This is a genomic window from Streptomyces sp. NBC_01426, assembly GCF_036231985.1.
Lineage (GTDB): Bacteria > Actinomycetota > Actinomycetes > Streptomycetales > Streptomycetaceae > Streptomyces.
In genome coordinates this window covers 3,606,025-3,622,993 of the sequence record NZ_CP109500.1, presented here as the reverse complement: position 1 = coordinate 3,622,993, position 16,969 = coordinate 3,606,025, and the positions used below count along the sequence as shown (strand labels likewise).

The following is a 16,969-nucleotide window of genomic DNA, read 5'->3' as shown; positions in this document are numbered from 1 at the left end:
GAACTTTGCGAAGATTTTTGGGCGCCGGGATCGCGGCGACGCTGCTCGTCACCGGTGGCGTCGTGGGGGCGGGGACGGCCGTGGCGGCCGGGGATCCGACGTTCGAGTTCTACGACATCCGGGACAAGGTCCTCATGCCGGGCGAGGGTTGGACCTGGCTGTCGCCGCCGTCCACCGGCGGACAGAACTCCGGTGAGCCCGACGGCACGTACGTGTACGCGCTGAGCAAGAAGCCGCTCACGGACGCCGGCTGGTCCGGCGGCGGGGCGCCGGCCGGGCTGAAGGTAGACCCGACGGACGCCTGCACGCCGAAGGCCGGGATCGCCGGTGTCTACCTGTGCGACCTGAAGAGCTGGAACAACCCGGCCCCCGAGGTCTCGGCGGCGAGCACCGCGGCGAACGGCACGACCGCCTACTACAGCCTCGTCTACGTGCCGCGCGGCGCGAGCGTCGACGCGGGCATCAAGGAGGCGCAGACCGCCGGCTCGAAGCCCATCGGTCCGCGCCGGGCGCACGCGACGATCACGGCCAAGACCAAGGCGCAGGTCGCGCAGAACACCATGACGCTGACGACCCCGCAGCTGCCGGCCGGCGGCTCGGTACAGCACACCGTGAAGCTGCACGCGGTCGACAAGGGCCGGCTCCAGATGAGCCTGAGCGCGGCCCCGGGCTTCCGGCGCTGGGACGAGGGCGAGCTGAAGGTCAGCGTCGACGGGGTCGGCGCGGGCGGCGCGGCGGGCGCGGAGTGCGACCACTCGCTCGGCGAGCCCGGCTGGGGCAACGAGATCCGCTGCGACATCACCAAGCCCGGCGACTACACGGTCACCTACGGGCTGAAGGCCGCGGCCGGCGCGCCGGCGTGGCGGCTGCGCAACACCGCCGTCTACGAGGTGTACACCTTCGGCACGGGCAACCCGGAGAAGGCGGCGGACTTCACGATCGGCAGCTCGATCCCGGTGTCCGAGCGCTTCCGGGTCGTGGGCCGCAGCGCGGACGGCGATCTGTACGACTACCGGGGCACGGGCAAGGGCGCGCAGCCGTTCGCCTCGTCCGAGCTGGTCGGTGGCGCCCCGGACTGGAACCGGTACTCGGCGATCACCCGGCTGGGTCCGCTGACCGTGCAGAGCACCGGTCCGGGCGCGGTGGCCCGGGACAAGGCCGGCGTGCTGTGGTTCTACCGGATGTCCGGTGACGGCGGCATCTTCAAGGACCGGCTGAAGCTCGGCGCGGGCTGGAACGCCTTCAACTCGCTGACGGGCGCCTCGGACCTGACCGGCGACAAGAACGCGGACCTGCTGGCGCGGGACACCGCGGGCACGATGTGGCTGTACCCGGGCACGGGCAACACCGCGGCGCCGTTCGGCAACCGGGTGAAGATGGGCGCGGGCTGGAACATCTTCAACTCGCTGGTCGGTGGAACCGACGCGACCGGCGACGGCAGGCCCGACCTGCTGGCGCGGGACACGGCGGGCAAGCTGTGGCTGTACCCGGGCACGGGTGTCGGCGCGACGCCCTTCGGCCCCCGGGCCGAGATCGGCACCGGCTGGCAGATCTACAACACCGTGCTGGCCCCGGGCGACCTGAACTCGGACGGCAAGGCCGACCTGGTCGCGCGGGACGCAGCGGGTGGGCTCTGGTCCTACGCGGGCACCGGCGTCGCGGCGAAGCCGTACGCGTCGCGCGTGAAGATCGGCACCGGCTGGCAGACGTTCAACCTGCTGTTCTAGGCCGAGAGGTCGAAGCGCCCCGAAGAGGTCGAAGCGACCCCGAGAGGTCGAGGCGACCCCGAGAGGTCGAGGCGACCCCGAGAGGTCGAGGCGACCCCGAGAGGTCGAGGCGACCCCGAGAGGTCGAGGCGACCCCGAGAGGTCGAAGCGGCCCCGGAAAGAGCGTGAGACGGCCCCCGCCCCTCGTGGGCGGGGGCCGTCTCGCTGTCCGGGGCCGTGCGGCCTCAGTGGGTCCGGGCCGGCTGCCGTTCGGTGACGCCGGCGGCGGCGGACGCGACGACCCGGGACGCGCGGACCGGCGTGCCCCCGCCGTCGCGCCGGTCCAGCCGCAGGGCGGCCACGGCCAGCCCGATCGCGGTGATCGTCATCGCCGCGCCCGCCCAGGCCGTGGCGGAGAAGCCGAGTCCGGCGTCGATGACGGTGCCGCCGAGCCAGGGGCCCCCGGTGTTGCCGAGGTTGAACGCGGCGGTGGTGGTGGCGCCCGCCAGGGTGGGGGCGGCGCCCGCGATGTTGAACATGCGGGCGTTCAGGGCCGGGGCCGTGAAGAACGCCGAGACGCCGAGCAGGAACGACAGCGCGATCGCCGCCACCTGCACGGAGGCCAGCAGGGCCAGGGCCGTCAGGAAGACCGTCGAGGCGGTGATGCCCCAGATCAGCACGCCGAACAGGTGCGCGTCGGCGACCCGCCCGCCGATGGTGGTGCCGATCAGCGCGCCCAGCCCGAAGAGGCCCAGGATCCACGGCACCCACCCGGAGTCCAGCCCGGCCACGTCCGTGAGCAGCGGCGACAGGTAGCTGAACGCGCAGAAGACGCCGCCGGCGGCGAGGGCGGTCATGCCGATGGACAGCCACACCTGGCGGTCCCGGTAGATCCGCAGCTCGCTCTTGATCCGCGGCTTCTCGGCGGGCAGCGGGATCTTCGGGATCAGCGTCAGGATGCCGACGAGGGCGACCGCGGAGGCGGCGCCGACCGACCAGAACGCGGAGCGCCAGCCCAGGGTCTCCCCGAGGAAGGCGCCGGCGGGCACGCCGAGGACGTTGGCGATGGACAGGCCGCCGATCATGACGGCCATCGCGCGGGCCCGCTGGTCCTTGTCGACCATGGCGATGGCGACGGCCGCGCCGACGGCCCAGAAGCCGGCGCAGGCGAGGGCGGAGACCACCCGGGAGGCGAAGAGGAGCTCGTACGAGGGGGCCAGCGCGCCCGCGACCTGGCCGAGCCCGAAGAGGCTGATCAGGGAGACGAGGGTGGTGCGGCGCGGCAGTCGCAGCGTGGCGACGGCCAGCAGCGGCGCCCCGATGACCATGCCGATCGCGAAGGCGGATATGAGCAGACCCGCCTGCGGGATGCTGACGCCCATGTCCTCGGCGATGGGTGGCAGGAGCCCGGAGAGCATGAATTCGCTGGTCCCGAGGGCGAAGACGGAGAGGCCGAGGACATAGACGGCGACGGGCATGCGGGATCGTGTGGAGTCTGCGGGCATGCCAGTCACAAACCACCGCGAACGTGCTCGCATTCCCCGGCGCCCCGTCGGCCTCCCGTCGGCCCCTCTCAGCCCGGGTCGCCGAGGTCGGTGAGGGTGGCCAGCTCGGCGGCCAGGTTGCGGCGGGCCGGCGCCTCCCAGTGCGCGGCGCCGTACGGGGTGCGAAAGAGCCGGGGCAGGCCCAGCAACTGGCGCAGGACGGCGGCCCGGCCCTCGCGGAAGGCGTCGTCCGGCACGAACCCGTACTCGGCGCGCACGGCGGCGACGTACGCGGCGTACGCGTCGGGCTCCCCGGCCAGGACGGCGAGATCGGCGTCACAGAGGACCTCGCCGTCGGCGTCCCCGGGGGCCGGGTCGTGGGTGACGGTGAGCCGGACCAGGCGGGCGACGGAGGCGGTGCGGTCGGCGTCGATGCCCAGCTCGGGCAGGGCGCGCTCGGCGAGGACGGCGCTGCGCTCCTCGTTCTCGGAGCGGTCCGGGCGGTAGACGGCGTCGTGGAACCACGCCGCGAGCTCCACGGCGGCGAGGTCGCGCGCGTGCGGTGCGAGGACGTCGATCCGCGCGAGGACGGCCGCCAGGTGCGCGGTGGTGTGGTAGCGCCGCTGGGGCTCCGCCCAGGCCGCGAGGAGGCGCTTCGCGTACGGGCCGGGGTCCGCGTCGGGCGCCGCACCGGCGGCGGTGACGGTGGCCTGCCAGCGGGCGCGGAGCGGGGCGGTGTCGGGCGGCGCGGTGTCGTGCGCCGGGTCAGGGGTCATGCGCACATTGTGCGGGTGGCGTGATTGTGCTGGTGAAGCGCGGGCCGAGGCCCGTACCCTGGATATTGGACTAGACCTATTTTTCATCTGGGTCGCATACGGGTCACATACGGGCAGTTCTCCGAAGGATGGATGGAATCGAATGAGCAACCGTGCGCTCCTGGAGGTGATCGCCCTCGACGCTGAGGACGCGATCGCCGCCCAGGCCGGTGGGGCGGACCGACTGGAGCTGGTCACCGACATGGCCGCCGACGGGCTCACGCCGCCGCGCGAGACCTTCGCGGCGATCCGGGCGGCGGTCGACATCCCGCTGCGCGTGATGATCCGCCGCACGGACGGCTTCGCGGCCGGACCGGTCGACCTCCTCGTCGAGCAGGCGCGGGCGCTGCGGGCCGAAGGGGCCCGGGAGTTCGTCCTCGGCTTCCTGAACCCGGACGGCAGCCCCGACCTCGCGACCGTGGAAGCGGTCGTCTCGGAGCTGGACGGCTGCCCGTGGACCTTCCACCGGGCCATCGACCGGGCGGCCGACCGGGACCACCTGCGCAAGGAGCTCGCCGATCTGCCGGGCCTGGACACCTACCTCACCGCGGGTTCGGCGACGGGCGTCGACGCGGGCCTGCCGACGCTCCTGGCGGAGGCCGCGCGCGGCGGCGAGCCGGGCTACGGGGCGCGCATCCTGGTCGGCGGCGGTCTCACCCTGGCCCACCTGCCGGTGCTCCGCGAGGCGGGCGTCGACGCCTTCCACATCGGCGGTGCGGCCCGTCCCTCCGGGTGGGACCGGCCGGTCTCCCCGGCGGCGGTCGCGGAGTGGCGCACGGCGCTGGGCTGACCGCGGCGACCCGGGCCGGGGGCGGTCCATCGGCACGCGCCCCGGTCCCTGGCCCCGTGGCCCGGTCCCGTGGCCGGGCACGCGCCCCGGTCCCTGGTCCCGTGGCCCGCGCGCCGAGGTCCCCGTGCCCCCGGGAGGGCCCGTCACGGAGCGGTCAGGGCCTCCGGGAGGGCGCCGGTCGTGTGGATCACCCGGAGTCCGGAGACCGCGCGGGTCAGGCACACGTACAGCCGCCGCAGCCCCGTCCGCTCGTCCGGTTCGCCGGAGACGACGGCTCCCGGCTCGTCCAGGACCACGTAGTCGTACTCCAGGCCCTTCGCCAGCGACGCCGGCACCAGCGTCAACCGGGACTGCGCCGTGGTCTCCTCACCGGGATCCAGGTACGGCATGTCCGCCGCCCGCAGGGCCTCCGCGAGCTCCGGGACGCGGTCGTCCGCCGCGATCAGGCCGATGGAGCCCTCGTGCGCGAAGGAGGCGCGGCAGGCGTCGAGGACGGCGGCCGTGAGGTCGGCGGGGTCGGCGGTCTCCTCGATCAGCAGGGAGCCGGGGGTCTCGCGGACGGAGGAGACGGGGGCCAGGCCGGGGGAGATCGCCGGCAGCAGCCGCGAGGCGTACGCGATCACCTCGCGCGGCACGCGGAAGCCCGCCGTCAGCTCCTCCAGCACCGCCTCCGGCTTGCCCAGGTGGGTCAGCGCCTCGTCCCAACTGCGCGTGGCCCACGGGGTGGTGCCCTGCGCCAGGTCGCCGAGCACGGTCGCCGATCCGGTCGTGCAGCGCCGTCCGACCGCCCGGTACTGCATCGGCGACAGGTCCTGGGCCTCGTCGAGCACGACGTGGCCGAGCGAGTGCGTGCGCTCCACCAGGTCGGCCGCCTCGTCGATCAGGACCAGGTCGGCCGCCGACCACTTCGCCGACTTCACGCTGCGGTACGGCTTCGACCACAGCAGCAGCTCCTGCTCCTCCTCCGACAGGATCCCGGCGGCGTGCTCCGCGAGGAACCCCGGGTCGGAGAGCAGCCGCAGCACCAGTCGCGCCGGCTCGACCAGCGGCCAGATCGCCTTCACCGCCGCCTTGACGGCCGCGTTCCGGGCCACCGCGTCCTGCACCCGGTCGTCCGGGGCCTCGCCCGCCTGCTCCATCCGTACGAGGATCGCGTGCGCGATGCGCTGGGGGAGCGCGTCGCGGGCGGCGCCGTAGCGGATCTCCCGCTTCTGGAGCTCCTCGACGATCTCCGTGAGCTCGTACGCCGGCACCCGCCACCGGCGCGAGCCGCGGACCACCATCAGCGGCTCCTCGGGGTGGCTGACGTGGGAGTGGACCGCGTGGCGCAGCACCGACGCCATCCGGGCGTCGCCCTTGACCACGGCGGTGGCCGCGCTGTCGGTGCCGCGCACCTCCAGGCCGTCCCGCGAGACGAGGTCGTCGACGGTGCCCTGCTTGACCTCCAGCTCGCCCAGGGCCGGGAGCACCTGCTCGATGTAGTGCAGGAAGGACCGGTTCGGGCCGATGACGAGCGTGCCGGTGCGGGCGAGCCGGTCGCGGTGCGCGTACAGGAGGTACGCGACACGGTGCAGGCCGACGGCCGTCTTCCCGGTGCCGGGACCGCCCTGCACGCACACGGAGCCGGACAGGCCGGAGCGGACGATCTCGTCCTGCTCGGGCTGGATCGTGGCGACGATGTCCCGCATGGGGCCCACGCGCGGCCGCTCGATCTCCTGCTGGAGCAGTCGGCTGACGGCGGCCCCCTCGGCCGGGTCGGAGAGGTGCTCGTCCTCGTACGCGGTCAACGAGCCGCCGGTGTACCCGAAGCGGCGGCGCAGCGCGATGTCCTGCGGGTCGGCCTTGGAGGCCCGGTAGAACGGTTGGGAGACGGGCGCGCGCCAGTCGATCACCATCGGGTCGCCGTCGGCGTCGTGGACGTGCCGGCGGCCGATGTAGAACTGCTCGCCCTCCGCGCCCTCGGCGAGTTCGGCGCCCGGCGCGTGCAGGTAGTCGAGGCGGCCGAAGAAGAGCGGGGTGTGCGCGAGGTCGGCGAGGGCTTTGACCCGGTCGTCGATCTGGGCCTGGAGGACGATCGCGTTGACCCAGTTCGCGGTGACGTCGCGGATGTCGAGGGACTCCACGTCCGCGCGCATCGCGCGGAGCGCGGAGCGGGAGGCGGCGAGGTGTGCCTGTTCGCGGGCGAGGGGGTGCGCGGGGTCGGTTTCGACGGGGGCCCCGCCGGTTGCGGTGACGGTGACGGTGGCGGGCTCGGGGGCGTGCGCGGGCACGGGACTGCCTCCAGCTACTGATCATCTGCGGCGATCGGAACGGACAGATGCCCGCCGGTTTCCGTGCGGCGGGCGGCTCTCCCCGGTGCGGCGGGAGGCGGCAAGAGCGGAGATTCTAGTCATGGTCGGGGTGGTGCGCGAACGGGTTTCGCGGGGTGGAGGTTCCTCGCGGTCCGGCGCCCGTCCGGGTGTCATACCCGCGTGTGTCAGACCTCGGGTAGGGGGACTCAGGGGTGACCTGCGCCTTGAGGAGGACCCGTACGCCCTGGTGATTCCGTCCCGCGGCCGATGTGACATCCGGGGAGAAAACGCATCATGGATACATGAGCACCGCAACCTTCACACCGATCCGGGGCGGCCTCCCGAGCGGGGCCACCGCCACTTCCGATTCCCGTCCGCGCCTCGGCGTCGGCAGCCTCCTGCGCGCCGCCAAGGTCTTCGTCGCCACCGCGGTGAGCGTCGTCGTCCTGGGCGAGTACGCCGAGGACGCGGGCGTCATACGCCGCTGACGAGGGCGCCGCGCCTCGCCGGCGCATCCGCGTACCCCGTCCCCTCGGCCCGGTTCCGACGGCTCGCCCGTACCGGGGCCGTGGCCTGATCCGACTGCGGCCCACCGCTGATCCACTAGGGTCACGCTTCGTGACCCGGAGTCCCGCCCCCGACCGCCTGCCGTCGTCCCTCGCCGGCGTGCTGGTGACGGGCTCGCTGCTCGCGCTGGGTGTGCTCTGCATCGCCTTGCGCGTCCCCATGGCCGACGCGCTCGCACGCGGTTTCTCCGCCGCCGAGTGGCATCCGCCGGCCGCCTATCCGCCGTTCGCGGCGATCCTGTTCACGCCGGCCGCCTGGCTGCCGACCGGTGTGCTGAGGGCCGTGCTCCTCCTCGGCAGCGCCGGGCTGCTCGCCCTGCTGATCCTGTTGTCGTGCCGTCTCGCGGGACTGCGCGCACGGCCGGGTCCGGTGTTGGCCGCGACCATCGCCGGGCTGTGGCTGGAGCCGCTGTTCCAGGCCCCGCTGCCCGGTCAGATCAACCTGGCGCTGGCCTGCCTCGCCGTCTGGGACCTGAGCCGCCCCCGCGCCGCGCTGGGCCGGGGGTTCGCGTTGGGCACCGCTGCGGGGATCACCCTGACCCCGGCGGTCTTCATCGCGTACCTGCTGCTGGCGGGCCGCGTCCGGACCGGCCTGACGGCTCTGGCCGCGTTCGCCGGTACCGCCCTGCTGGGCCTGCTCGTGTTCCCTCAGGCCTCCGCCGAGTTCTGGACCCGGGTCCTTTCCGCGACCGGCCGGGCCCTGCTGCCGGACTGGCCGCCCCTGTGGGTGTGGTGCGTCCCGCTGCTGGCGTACCTCGCGCGTACGGTCCGCCTGGCCCACCGGGAGCACCTCGCCCGCCGCGCCCGGGCCCACGACGAGATGCCGGGCGAGATGCCGGGCGAGGCGCAGGAGCGGGTGCCCTGCCCGAGATCAGCCTTCGGGGAGGAGGATGTCCGCGTCGTCGAAGACCCGCAGCACCACGAGCAGCAGACGCCCGCGCGACACCATGTACTCCGCCACGATCTGTGACGTCAGCCGGATCTCACGGTCCTGTTCGCCCGCGCCTATCGGCCGGGACAACTCCGTGTAAGGGTCACGCGCCAGGATGTCGAGCGCCTTGTCGAAGGACGCCCGGCGCGGTGGGTCCAGCCGGTCCCGGTCGCGGCCCGCCGACTCCGTGAAGAGGACTTCGTAGATCTCCTGGTGCGCCATGCGTCTCTCCCTTGCCGGGCGGGTCACTTCCAGCGTAGTGCCCCGCCCCGACCCCCCTCAGTCGTTGGTCAGGAGCTCGTCGGCGTCCATGATCCGGTACGCGTAGCCCTGTTCGGCGAGGAAGCGCTGGCGGTGCGCGGCGAAGTCCTGGTCGATCGTGTCGCGGGCGACGACCGAGTAGAAGCGCGCCTCGTGGCCGTCCGCCTTCGGGCGCAGCACGCGGCCGAGGCGCTGTGCCTCCTCCTGCCGGGAGCCGAAGGTCCCGGACACCTGGATGGCGACCGTCGCCTCGGGCAGGTCGATGGAGAAGTTCGCGACCTTGGAGACGACGAGGACGCTGATCTCGCCCTCGCGGAAGGCGTTGAAGAGCTTCTCGCGCTGCGCGTTGGAGGTCTCGCCCTTGATGACGGGCGCGTCCAGGTGCTCGCCGAGTTCGTCGAGCTGGTCGATGTACTGCCCGATGACCAGCGTCTGCTCGCCCTGGTGCTTGCGCACCAGCGCCTCGGTGACCTTCCGCTTCGTGGCCGTCGTCGCGCAGAAGCGGTACTTCTCCTCCGTCTCGGCGGTCGCGTACGCGAGCCGCTCGGAGTCGGTGAGGTTGACGCGCACCTCGACGCAGTCCGCCGGGGCGATGTAGCCCTGCGCCTCGATCTCCTTCCAGGGCGCGTCGAACCGCTTGGGCCCGATCAGCGAGAACACGTCGGACTCGCGCCCGTCCTCGCGCACCAGCGTCGCCGTCAGTCCGAGGCGACGGCGGGCCTGGAGGTCGGCGGTGAACTTGAAGACCGGCGCGGGCAGCAGGTGCACCTCGTCGTAGAGGATCAGGCCCCAGTCCCGGGAGTCGAAGAGCTCCAGGTGCGGGTAGACGCCCTTCCGCTTCGTCGTCAGCACCTGGTACGTGGCGATCGTGACGGGACGGATCTCCTTGCGGGTGCCGGAGTACTCGCCGATCTCCTCCTCCGTCAGGGTCGTCCGCTTGATCAGCTCGTGCTTCCACTGACGGGCGGAGACGGTGTTCGTGACCAGGATCAGCGTGGTCGCCTTGGCCATCGCCATGGCACCGGCGCCGACCAGCGTCTTGCCGGCACCACAGGGCAGCACGACCACGCCGGAGCCGCCGTGCCAGAAGCCCTCGACGGCCTGCTGCTGGTACGGGCGCAGGGCCCAGCCGTCCTCGACCAGGTCGATCTGGTGCGCCTCGCCGTCGACGTACCCGGCGAGGTCCTCGGCCGGCCATCCCAGCTTGAGCAGGGTCTGCTTGATCTGCCCGCGCTCGGAGGGGTGGACCGCCACGGTGTCCGGGTCGAGCCGGGCGCCGACGAGCGGGATGATCCGCTTGGACCGCAGGATCTCCTCCAGCACGGGCCGGTCGGTGCTGGTGAGGACCAGACCGTGGACCGGGTGCTTGGAGAGGGTGAGCCGGCCGTAGCGGGCCATGGTCTCGGCGACGTCGACGAGCAGGGCGTGGGGGACGGGGTAGCGGGAGAACTCCACGAGCGCGTCGACGACCTGCTCGGCGTCGTGCCCCGCGGCGCGGGCGTTCCACAGCCCGAGCGGGGTGATCCGGTAGGTGTGGATGTGCTCGGGGGCCCGCTCCAGCTCGGCGAACGGGGCGATGGCCCGGCGCGCGGCTCCGGCGAGCTCGTGGTCGACCTCAAGAAGGAGTGTCTTGTCGCTCTGGACGATGAGAGGCCCGTTCACAGAGGTCCCTTCCGGTGGTGGCGACCGCCCGAACGCGGACGGCCAAACCTCCAGTCTGCCGCATCGCCCCGCGGGCGGGGTGGTTCTGGGGCCGACGGACCGGGACGTGGCCCGCGAGCGCGCCCGGCATCGCGGACTCCGGACCGGGCGGGGGCGGCCGGTGGGGGTGTCCGGCGGGGTGTGTCGGGCGGGTTCGTCCGGCGGGGGTGTCCGGTGTCGCTCAGGCGTCGAGCGCGGCGAGCAGGGCGCGGGCGCCGGACTCCAGGGCCCGCGGATCGGCCCGGGAGGGGCTGACGACCTCCAGGTGGGCGGCGGCCGTCAGCGGGCGGGAGGGGTGGAGGTGACGAAGGCGAGGATGGCGGGGGCGGCCTCGCGGAGCGTGGGGAAGTGGCGGTGGGCGCCGGCCGCCGGGTCGGGGGCGTTGACGGACCAGACGGTCATGCCGGCCCGCAGCCCCGACCGGATGCCCGACTCGGCGTCCTCCACGACCAGGCACCGGGCCGGCGCCGCGCCGAGCCGGCGGGCCCCCAACAGGTACGGGGCGGGGGAGGGTTTGCCCTCGGTGACGGAGGCGGCGTCCACGAGCACCGGCGGGACCGGCAGGCCCGTCCGGTCGAAGCGGCCGCGCACCCGGTGCTCGTAGTTGGAGGTCACCAGCCCCCAACTGCCCGGGGGCAGGGCGGTCAACAGCTCGGCCGCGCCGTCGAAGGCCGCGTAGACCCCGGACCGGACGTCCTCGTCCTCCAACTCGTGCAGCGCGGCCAGGCACGCGTGCGGGTCGTGGTCGGGGGCGACGGCCGCGAAGGTCTCCATCGGGCGGGTTCGCAGGGCCACCGCGTGGACCTCGTCGGCGTCCAGTCCGTACCGCGCGGCCCAGGTCGCCCAGACCCGGCGCTGGTTGGCGACGGCGTTGATCAGGGTGCCGTCCACGTCGAACAGGACGTGACGGGAGGCGGGAAGGGGTGTGGGGGCTGCGCTGGTCACCGGTGGATCATGCCAGAAGGGCCGGAACCGCCGGAACCGCCAGAACCGCCGGAACCGCCAGAACCGCCGGAACCGCCAGAACGGCCGGAACCGCCAGAACGGCCAGAGCGGCCGGGGGCCGACGGGGGCCGGAACGGCCCGAGCGGCCGCGACGACGGCGGCAGCGGTCCCGGCCGGTCCTAGACCTGGTCCTCCGCCAGTTCCGCGACGCCCGTGATCCGGTGCAGCGCGTACGTCCGCACCTCGTCGGCCGTGTGGTCGTAGCCGGTGACGAAGCCGCCCTCCACCCGCACCGGGGCGATGACGCGCTGACTCGCCGCGCCCTCCGCGTTGACGTACCCGATCCACACCGCCGACCCCGTCAGCGCGGCCGCCTGCACCGTCGCCAGGGTCTCCGCCGCGCTCGTGCGCGGGAGTTCGCCCGGGGCGCCGGGGATGCCCGCGGCCGGGGCGGGTTCCTTGCGGACCGCCGTCGCCGCCAGGTCGCCCGCGCGGATCGCCCGTACGGCCGCCCCGAGCAGGGTCGCGTCCGGGACCGGCGGCCCGTCCGGCACCGGGGTCGGCGCCGAACGCGCCGGGGTGCGGTGCGCGTCGGCCCGGGCGACGAGCACGTCGCCGGTACGGGATTCGGCGGCCGGGGCGTAGCCCATCGCCCGCAACCCGTCGAGCAGGACCGTCGGGTCGGCCTGCGCGGCCAGCACCGTGGGCGCGAGCCGGCGCAGCCCCAGTCCGGCGGAGCGCTTGTCGGCGAGGATCTCGCCCAGCATGGCGTCGTCGTCGCAGCGCACGTACGAGGAGGCGGCGCCCACGCGCAGGTGCCCGTGCCGCCGCGCCACGTCGTCGATCAGGTACGCCAGCGGCTGCGGGACCGGGGTGCGGCTGTGCTCGGCGAGGAAGGCGTGCAGGTCGACGGCGGTGTGCCCGGAGTCCAGGGCCCTGCGTACCGAACCGGGGGTGAAGCGGTACACCGTCGCCCCGCCCTTGGACTCCACGTCGGCCAGCGTGGCCAGGACGTCGCCGATCCCGCGGCGCAGCGGCCCGGGGGCCACCGCCGTCAGGTCGGCCTGGAGCAGGACGTGGTCCACCGGCTCGGGCAGCAGCGGGGCGAGCAGCGGCGCCGGGTCGCGGTGTTCCAGCAGGGCCCGGCCGAAGGCGGCCAGCGCGCCGCGGCCGGTGACGCCGAGGACCTCGGCCTCGGTCAGGGTCCAGTGCGCGAGGCGGGCGCGCAGATCGCTCGTACCGCGCACCGGGCGTTCCCAGGCGAGCCGGGCGAAGAGGGTGTCCGGGTCGGCGGAACCGCCCTCGGGCAGTTCGGCGAGCAGGTCGAGGACCCGGCGGCGGACCTCCGCTGCGGCGGACCGGTCGAGGTCCGGGCCGAGGGCCGCCAGGGTGCGGCCCTTGCCGTCCTGTTCGCCGACGAGGGCGGAGGTGCGGGTCGCGGGCAGCCAGGCCCGCGCGAGCGTCGACCAGCGTTCCGCGGGCGGGAGTTCGCACCAATCGTCGAAGGCGGGGGTGGGCGCGTACCGCTCGTCGGCCTCGCCGTCGCTTGCCAAAAGCCCTGCCGCGTAGGCGAGTTCGATCCAGAACGCTGCCGAGGTCTCGGTGGTGTCCAGGGTCGACGCCGCCCGCTTGAGGTCCCGTACGGACAGCCCGCCGGCCCGCAGCACCGCCGGACCGGCGTGCTCCCAGGACTTCACCAGCTCCTCGACGGTCGACAGCGCGGCGAGCGCCTGCCCCGCCGCGTTCGCGTCCACAAGCTGTGGACGGTGCTCGCGGTGCGCGGACACCGCGGGCGCCACCGGCTCCGTCACGCGGTGCGCGAGCCCGCCCCGCAGGTACAGCGCCACCTCGCGGGGCAGCACCACGGTCCGCGCCGAGGAGGGCAGCAGCAGCCCGCGGTCGCGCAGCCAGCGCACCGGCGGCGTCGGGTTCGGGGTCACCTCGCCGTACGGCGGTCCCCACACGAGCCGCCCCAACACCTGGTGGGCCTCCGCCGGCGCCTCGTCGAGCAGCGCCGACATTCGCTCCGGGTCGGTGAACAGCCCGGTCAGCGCGGTCACCGCCGACACCGGGTCGTGGGTGGCGGGCAGCCCGGCGGCCGCCACGATCTCCTGCACCCGGGTCGGGGACATCCCCGCGGTGGCCTCGGCGACCGTCGGGCCCAGCCCGGTCGGGGACGGTCTGCCGGCGGCCGGGGCGAGCAGTTCCCGGGCGGTGCGCACCAACCGCAGCCGCTCGTGGTCGCCCCACACCAGGGCCTGGTCGCGCAAGGTCCCCAGGGCCCGGGGGAGGGCGGCGCGGGCTCCGTTGTCCTCGGCGCAGGCGCTCCCGGTGTCGCCGGTCAGCAGCGCCTCCAGCACCGGGTACGGGCAGGGGTCCGGGGCGACCGCGAGGGCCTCCGCCGTCTGGAGGGCGAACCGGTCCAGGCGGTCCAGGGCGCGCACCACCGACGCCCGGGTACCGGCCCGGGTGGCCAACTGGGTCACGTCGCCCGGCACCGGGTTCAGCAGGTCCGGGCGGGCGTGCAGCAGCGCGGTGAGCGCCACGTCGTCGCGGGCGCGCAGCGCCTCGGCGAGGGAGCGCGGGGCGCTCGCCGCGGTTCCGGCAGCTCCCGCGGCGTTGCTTGGCTCGGGCACTGTCGCCTCCTGGTCACGTCGGCCGGTCGTCGGCCGGTCCCCATCCGGTCAACGGTATCCGCTGCGCCCGCGCCGGCTCCACGGGCGCACGCGCTACCTTCGGGACAGACGGGACGGGAGGAGTCGGGGCGTGGGCATCGAGAGCGACCAACTGGTCTACGAATATCTCAGCCGGGTCGGGGACTTGGCGCAGCGGCGACAGCTGCCGTCGGGTGACCGGATGCGGCTGGTGTCGGGGTTGCGGGACGAGATCGACCGTCGGCGCGCCAAGTACGAACCGGAGACCCCGGCGGCGGTCCGGCGCATCCTGGAGCGGATCGGCACGCCGGAGGAGGTGCTGGACACGCTGGGCACCCTGAGCCGGCCGGCGTCCGCGTCCTCCGCAGCCGCCGCGCGCCCCGATCCCGCCCCGGAACCGGCGCCCGCCGTACCCACGCAGCGCACGGGGCTGCGCCGCAAGGCCGCCCCGCCGCCGCGCCCCGCCGAGAACGTGCCGCCGCACCTGGCCGGGCTCGAAGAACTCGGGGACGGGGGCGACGCCGAGCCCGACTGGTGGCGGCTGTCCCCGGGCGGACCGGGCGGGTTCGGGGGGCCGCAGGTCGAGGGCTTCGCGGGCGGGATCGAGGTCCCGGACCTCTTCAAGGACCCGGAGGAGGACGAGGCCCCGGCGGGCGCGGCGCCGCATTCCAAGCAGCCGCCCGGACCGCCCGAGTCCCGCACGCGGACCCTCGTGCGCTTCCTGCGCGACCGCAGGGAGAAGCGCAAGGCGGCGGCGGCCGAGCCGGCCCCGGCCGCCGAGGCGGTCGCCGTCGCCCGCCCCAAACCGCACGCCTTCCTGCTGCTCGCCGCGCTGGTGCTCGTCGTCGGCGCGGTGACCGGCTACTGGCTGCTGCTCCTGGGCGGCTGGCTCCTCGCGTACGCCTCGCGGGTGCTGGGGCCGACCGAGCGCAAGGCGGTGGTGTTCGGCGTGCCCGGCGCGGTCTTCGCCGGGGCGGTGGTGTGGCTGTGGGGCCGCGGCGACGGCCGGTGGGGCGACGCGTTGGCCGGCGACCAGATGTCCGGGGTGTTCCAGGACATGTGGCCGTGGCTGGCCCGGATCGCGGGCGTCGCCTCCGCGCTCTACCTGGCATGGCGGGCGCGCCGCCGCTAGGCCGGCTCTTTCGGATCCTGCCGGACCGCTGTTCACGGACCGGCAAGGCGGGCCCCGGCCCACGTTCCCGCCCGCGTGGTCCGGCTCGGCACAATGGCGGCATGAGCTCCGAGACCACGTCCACCGCGCCCGCCGCCGACCTCCTGACGGTCGGCTTCGACCTCGACATGACCCTCATCGACTCGCGCCCCGGCATCAAGGCCGCCTACCAGGCACTCTCGGCCGAGACCGGTACGTTCATCGACGCGGACCAGGCGGTCACACGGCTCGGTCCGCCGCTGGACGAGGAGCTCGCGAACTGGTTCCCGGCGGCGGAGATCCCCGCGATGGCCGACCGCTACCGGGAGATCTATCCCACACACGCCATCGAGCCCACCCCGGCGATGCCCGGCGCCCGCGAGGCCATCGAGGCCGTCCAGGCGCTCGGCGGCCGCGCGATCGTGGTCACGGCGAAGCACCAGCCGAACGCCGTCCTGCACCTCAGGCACCTGGGCATCGAGCCGGACGCGGTCGTCGGTTGGCTGTGGGCCGAGGCGAAGGCGGTCGCCCTGCGCGAGTACGGCGCGCAGGTCTACGTCGGCGACCACGTGGGCGACGTACGCGGTGCCCGCGCGGCCGGCGCGGTCTCGGTGACCGTGCCCACCGGCCCCTGCCCGGAGCCGGAACTGCGCGCGGCGGGCGCCGACGTGGTGCTCGCCGACCTCACCGCGCTGCCGCAGTGGCTCAAGGAGTACGTCCGCACGCGCGAGGTCTGAGCCGACGCCGGAACGCACCCGCACCCCGGGGTCCGACGCGGGACGCGGCGCGAGCGACCGGCTCCCCGGAGCCGGGACGCACCCGCGCCGTCAGGCGGCCTGGGAGGCCCGGGCCGCCTTGCGCTGCGCCGCGGCCGAGCGGAGCACGCCCGCGGCCGAGATGGCGAAGCCGACGCCCATCAGCATGCAGACGGCCCACGCGTACGAGGGGAACGGGTCGGTGTCGAGGAACAGCGGGGCCATCGTCGCGAGCGTGGCGACGGCGCCGGCGATGAACACGATGCCGCCGGCCTTGACCAGTCCGTCGCCGGGCCGGGCCGCGTCGTCGTCGGGATGAGGAGTAACAGTCACCCCACCAGGGTAGTTCCCTGGCCGAAGCGGCGGAGCGCGAAGGACCGGGGAACGACTTGTCTCCGGATTCCGGAGCACTAGCCTGGAGGTGGCGGGTCAGGGGACCCGCCACGCTGCTATCCGGAACCGCCCACGCGGTGTCCCGGACCCGACGAGCACAAGGACAGAGGACGGACGTGCCTACCGGCAAGGTCAAGTGGTTCAACAGTGAGAAGGGCTTCGGCTTTCTCTCCCGCGACGACGGCGGCGACGTCTTCGTCCACTCGTCGGTGCTGCCTGCCGGGGTGGACGCCCTCAAGCCGGGCCAGCGGGTCGAGTTCGGTGTCGTCGCGGGGCAACGCGGTGACCAGGCACTTTCGGTGACCGTGCTGGACCCGACGCCTTCGGTCGCGGCCGCTCAGCGCCGCAAGCCGGACGAGCTGGCCTCGATCGTGCAGGACCTGACGACCCTGCTGGAGAACATCACCCCGATGCTGGAACGCGGCCGCTACCCCGACAAGGTGCACGGCGGGAAGATCGCCGGCCTGCTGCGGGCGGTCGCCGACCAACTCGACGTCTGACCCCCGCCGACTCCGCGCACGACCGCG

15 protein-coding genes are annotated in these 16,969 nt (G+C 74.3%); 7 read left to right on the top strand and 8 right to left on the bottom strand.

The genetic code is table 11. The features are described from left to right. Positions 1–5: 5 nt before the first annotated feature. Positions 6–1,727 carry an FG-GAP repeat domain-containing protein gene (locus tag OG906_RS15915; RefSeq protein WP_329443460.1) on the top strand — a complete coding sequence of 574 codons (1,722 nt, stop codon included), beginning with the start codon at positions 6–8 and terminating at the stop codon, positions 1,725–1,727. 224 nt (positions 1,728–1,951) lie between these two features. On the opposite strand, the gene OG906_RS15910 is transcribed toward OG906_RS15915, so the two are convergent. Next, positions 1,952–3,184, bottom strand: coding sequence for a Cmx/CmrA family chloramphenicol efflux MFS transporter (locus tag OG906_RS15910; protein WP_329443459.1), 1,233 nt, complete (start codon positions 3,182–3,184; stop codon positions 1,952–1,954). 95 nt (positions 3,185–3,279) lie between these two features. Next, entirely contained in the window at positions 3,280–3,966 is a 687-nt protein-coding gene (locus OG906_RS15905; RefSeq protein WP_329443457.1) for an HD domain-containing protein, read from the bottom strand. A 142-nt stretch (positions 3,967–4,108) separates the two neighbouring features. Here OG906_RS15905 and OG906_RS15900 point away from each other — a divergent pair, with 142 nt between their 5' ends. Further along, positions 4,109–4,795: a copper homeostasis protein CutC gene (locus OG906_RS15900; protein ID WP_329443455.1), complete on the top strand. Its 687-nt coding sequence runs from the start codon at positions 4,109–4,111 to the stop codon at positions 4,793–4,795. Between the two features lie 143 nt (positions 4,796–4,938). Here the strand turns inward: OG906_RS15900 and OG906_RS15895 are convergent, their stop codons facing one another. Further along, a complete protein-coding gene (locus OG906_RS15895; RefSeq protein WP_443067383.1) occupies positions 4,939–7,065 on the bottom strand; it encodes a HelD family protein in 2,127 nt (708 codons plus the stop codon). 323 nt (positions 7,066–7,388) lie between these two features. Here OG906_RS15895 and OG906_RS15890 point away from each other — a divergent pair, with 323 nt between their 5' ends. Together OG906_RS15890 and OG906_RS15885 are read left to right on the top strand one after the other, a co-directional pair. Further along, entirely contained in the window at positions 7,389–7,574 is a 186-nt protein-coding gene (locus OG906_RS15890) for a hypothetical protein (protein ID WP_329443453.1), read from the top strand. A 130-nt stretch (positions 7,575–7,704) separates the two neighbouring features. Further along, entirely contained in the window at positions 7,705–8,622 is a 918-nt protein-coding gene (locus OG906_RS15885; RefSeq protein ID WP_329443451.1) for a glycosyltransferase family 87 protein, read from the top strand. On the opposite strand, the gene OG906_RS15880 is transcribed toward OG906_RS15885, so the two are convergent. The 4 genes from OG906_RS15880 to OG906_RS15865 all read right to left on the bottom strand — a co-directional run bounded on the left by OG906_RS15880 (position 8,524) and on the right by OG906_RS15865 (position 14,126). Next, entirely contained in the window at positions 8,524–8,805 is a 282-nt protein-coding gene (locus OG906_RS15880; RefSeq protein ID WP_053681095.1) for a type II toxin-antitoxin system RelE family toxin, read from the bottom strand. The genes OG906_RS15885 and OG906_RS15880 overlap by 99 nt on opposite strands. A gap of 57 nt (positions 8,806–8,862) precedes the next feature. Beyond that, on the bottom strand, positions 8,863–10,506 hold the full coding sequence (locus OG906_RS15875; RefSeq protein WP_267799094.1) for a DNA repair helicase XPB: 1,644 nt from the start codon (positions 10,504–10,506) through the stop codon (positions 8,863–8,865). A 318-nt stretch (positions 10,507–10,824) separates the two neighbouring features. Beyond that, the gene (locus tag OG906_RS15870) at positions 10,825–11,490 is read right to left on the bottom strand and encodes an HAD family hydrolase (RefSeq protein ID WP_329443448.1); all 666 of its coding nucleotides are present in this window, start codon (positions 11,488–11,490) and stop codon (positions 10,825–10,827) included. Between the two features lie 179 nt (positions 11,491–11,669). Next, the gene (locus OG906_RS15865; RefSeq protein ID WP_329443446.1) at positions 11,670–14,126 is read right to left on the bottom strand and encodes a helicase C-terminal domain-containing protein; all 2,457 of its coding nucleotides are present in this window, start codon (positions 14,124–14,126) and stop codon (positions 11,670–11,672) included. Positions 14,127–14,256: 130 nt separating this feature from the next. Here OG906_RS15865 and OG906_RS15860 point away from each other — a divergent pair, with 130 nt between their 5' ends. Both OG906_RS15860 and OG906_RS15855 read left to right on the top strand, forming a co-directional pair. After that, positions 14,257–15,276: a hypothetical protein gene (locus tag OG906_RS15860; protein WP_329443444.1), complete on the top strand. Its 1,020-nt coding sequence runs from the start codon at positions 14,257–14,259 to the stop codon at positions 15,274–15,276. Between the two features lie 101 nt (positions 15,277–15,377). After that, positions 15,378–16,031: an HAD family hydrolase gene (locus OG906_RS15855; protein ID WP_267799085.1), complete on the top strand. Its 654-nt coding sequence runs from the start codon at positions 15,378–15,380 to the stop codon at positions 16,029–16,031. A gap of 90 nt (positions 16,032–16,121) precedes the next feature. On the opposite strand, the gene OG906_RS15850 is transcribed toward OG906_RS15855, so the two are convergent. After that, positions 16,122–16,382 carry a hypothetical protein gene (locus OG906_RS15850; protein WP_053681074.1) on the bottom strand — a complete coding sequence of 87 codons (261 nt, stop codon included), beginning with the start codon at positions 16,380–16,382 and terminating at the stop codon, positions 16,122–16,124. Positions 16,383–16,558: 176 nt separating this feature from the next. On the opposite strand from OG906_RS15850, the gene OG906_RS15845 reads away from it, so the two are divergent. Next, positions 16,559–16,942, top strand: a complete 384-nt coding sequence (locus OG906_RS15845) for a cold-shock protein (protein WP_053681072.1) — start codon at positions 16,559–16,561, stop codon at positions 16,940–16,942. Positions 16,943–16,969: the final 27 nt, after the last annotated feature.

What these genes read in the sequence shown, in the direction of transcription:
- OG906_RS15910 (WP_329443459.1), bottom strand. Translation starts at nt 3,184, where the DNA reads ATGCCCGTCGCCGTCTATGTCCTCGGCCTCTCCGTCTTCGCCCTCGGG.
- OG906_RS15905 (WP_329443457.1), bottom strand. Translation starts at nt 3,966, where the DNA reads ATGACCCCTGACCCGGCGCACGACACCGCGCCGCCCGACACCGCCCCG.
- OG906_RS15900 (WP_329443455.1), top strand. Translation starts at nt 4,109, where the DNA reads ATGAGCAACCGTGCGCTCCTGGAGGTGATCGCCCTCGACGCTGAGGAC.
- OG906_RS15890 (WP_329443453.1), top strand. Translation starts at nt 7,389, where the DNA reads ATGAGCACCGCAACCTTCACACCGATCCGGGGCGGCCTCCCGAGCGGG.
- OG906_RS15880 (WP_053681095.1), bottom strand. Translation starts at nt 8,805, where the DNA reads ATGGCGCACCAGGAGATCTACGAAGTCCTCTTCACGGAGTCGGCGGGC.
- OG906_RS15855 (WP_267799085.1), top strand. Translation starts at nt 15,378, where the DNA reads ATGAGCTCCGAGACCACGTCCACCGCGCCCGCCGCCGACCTCCTGACG.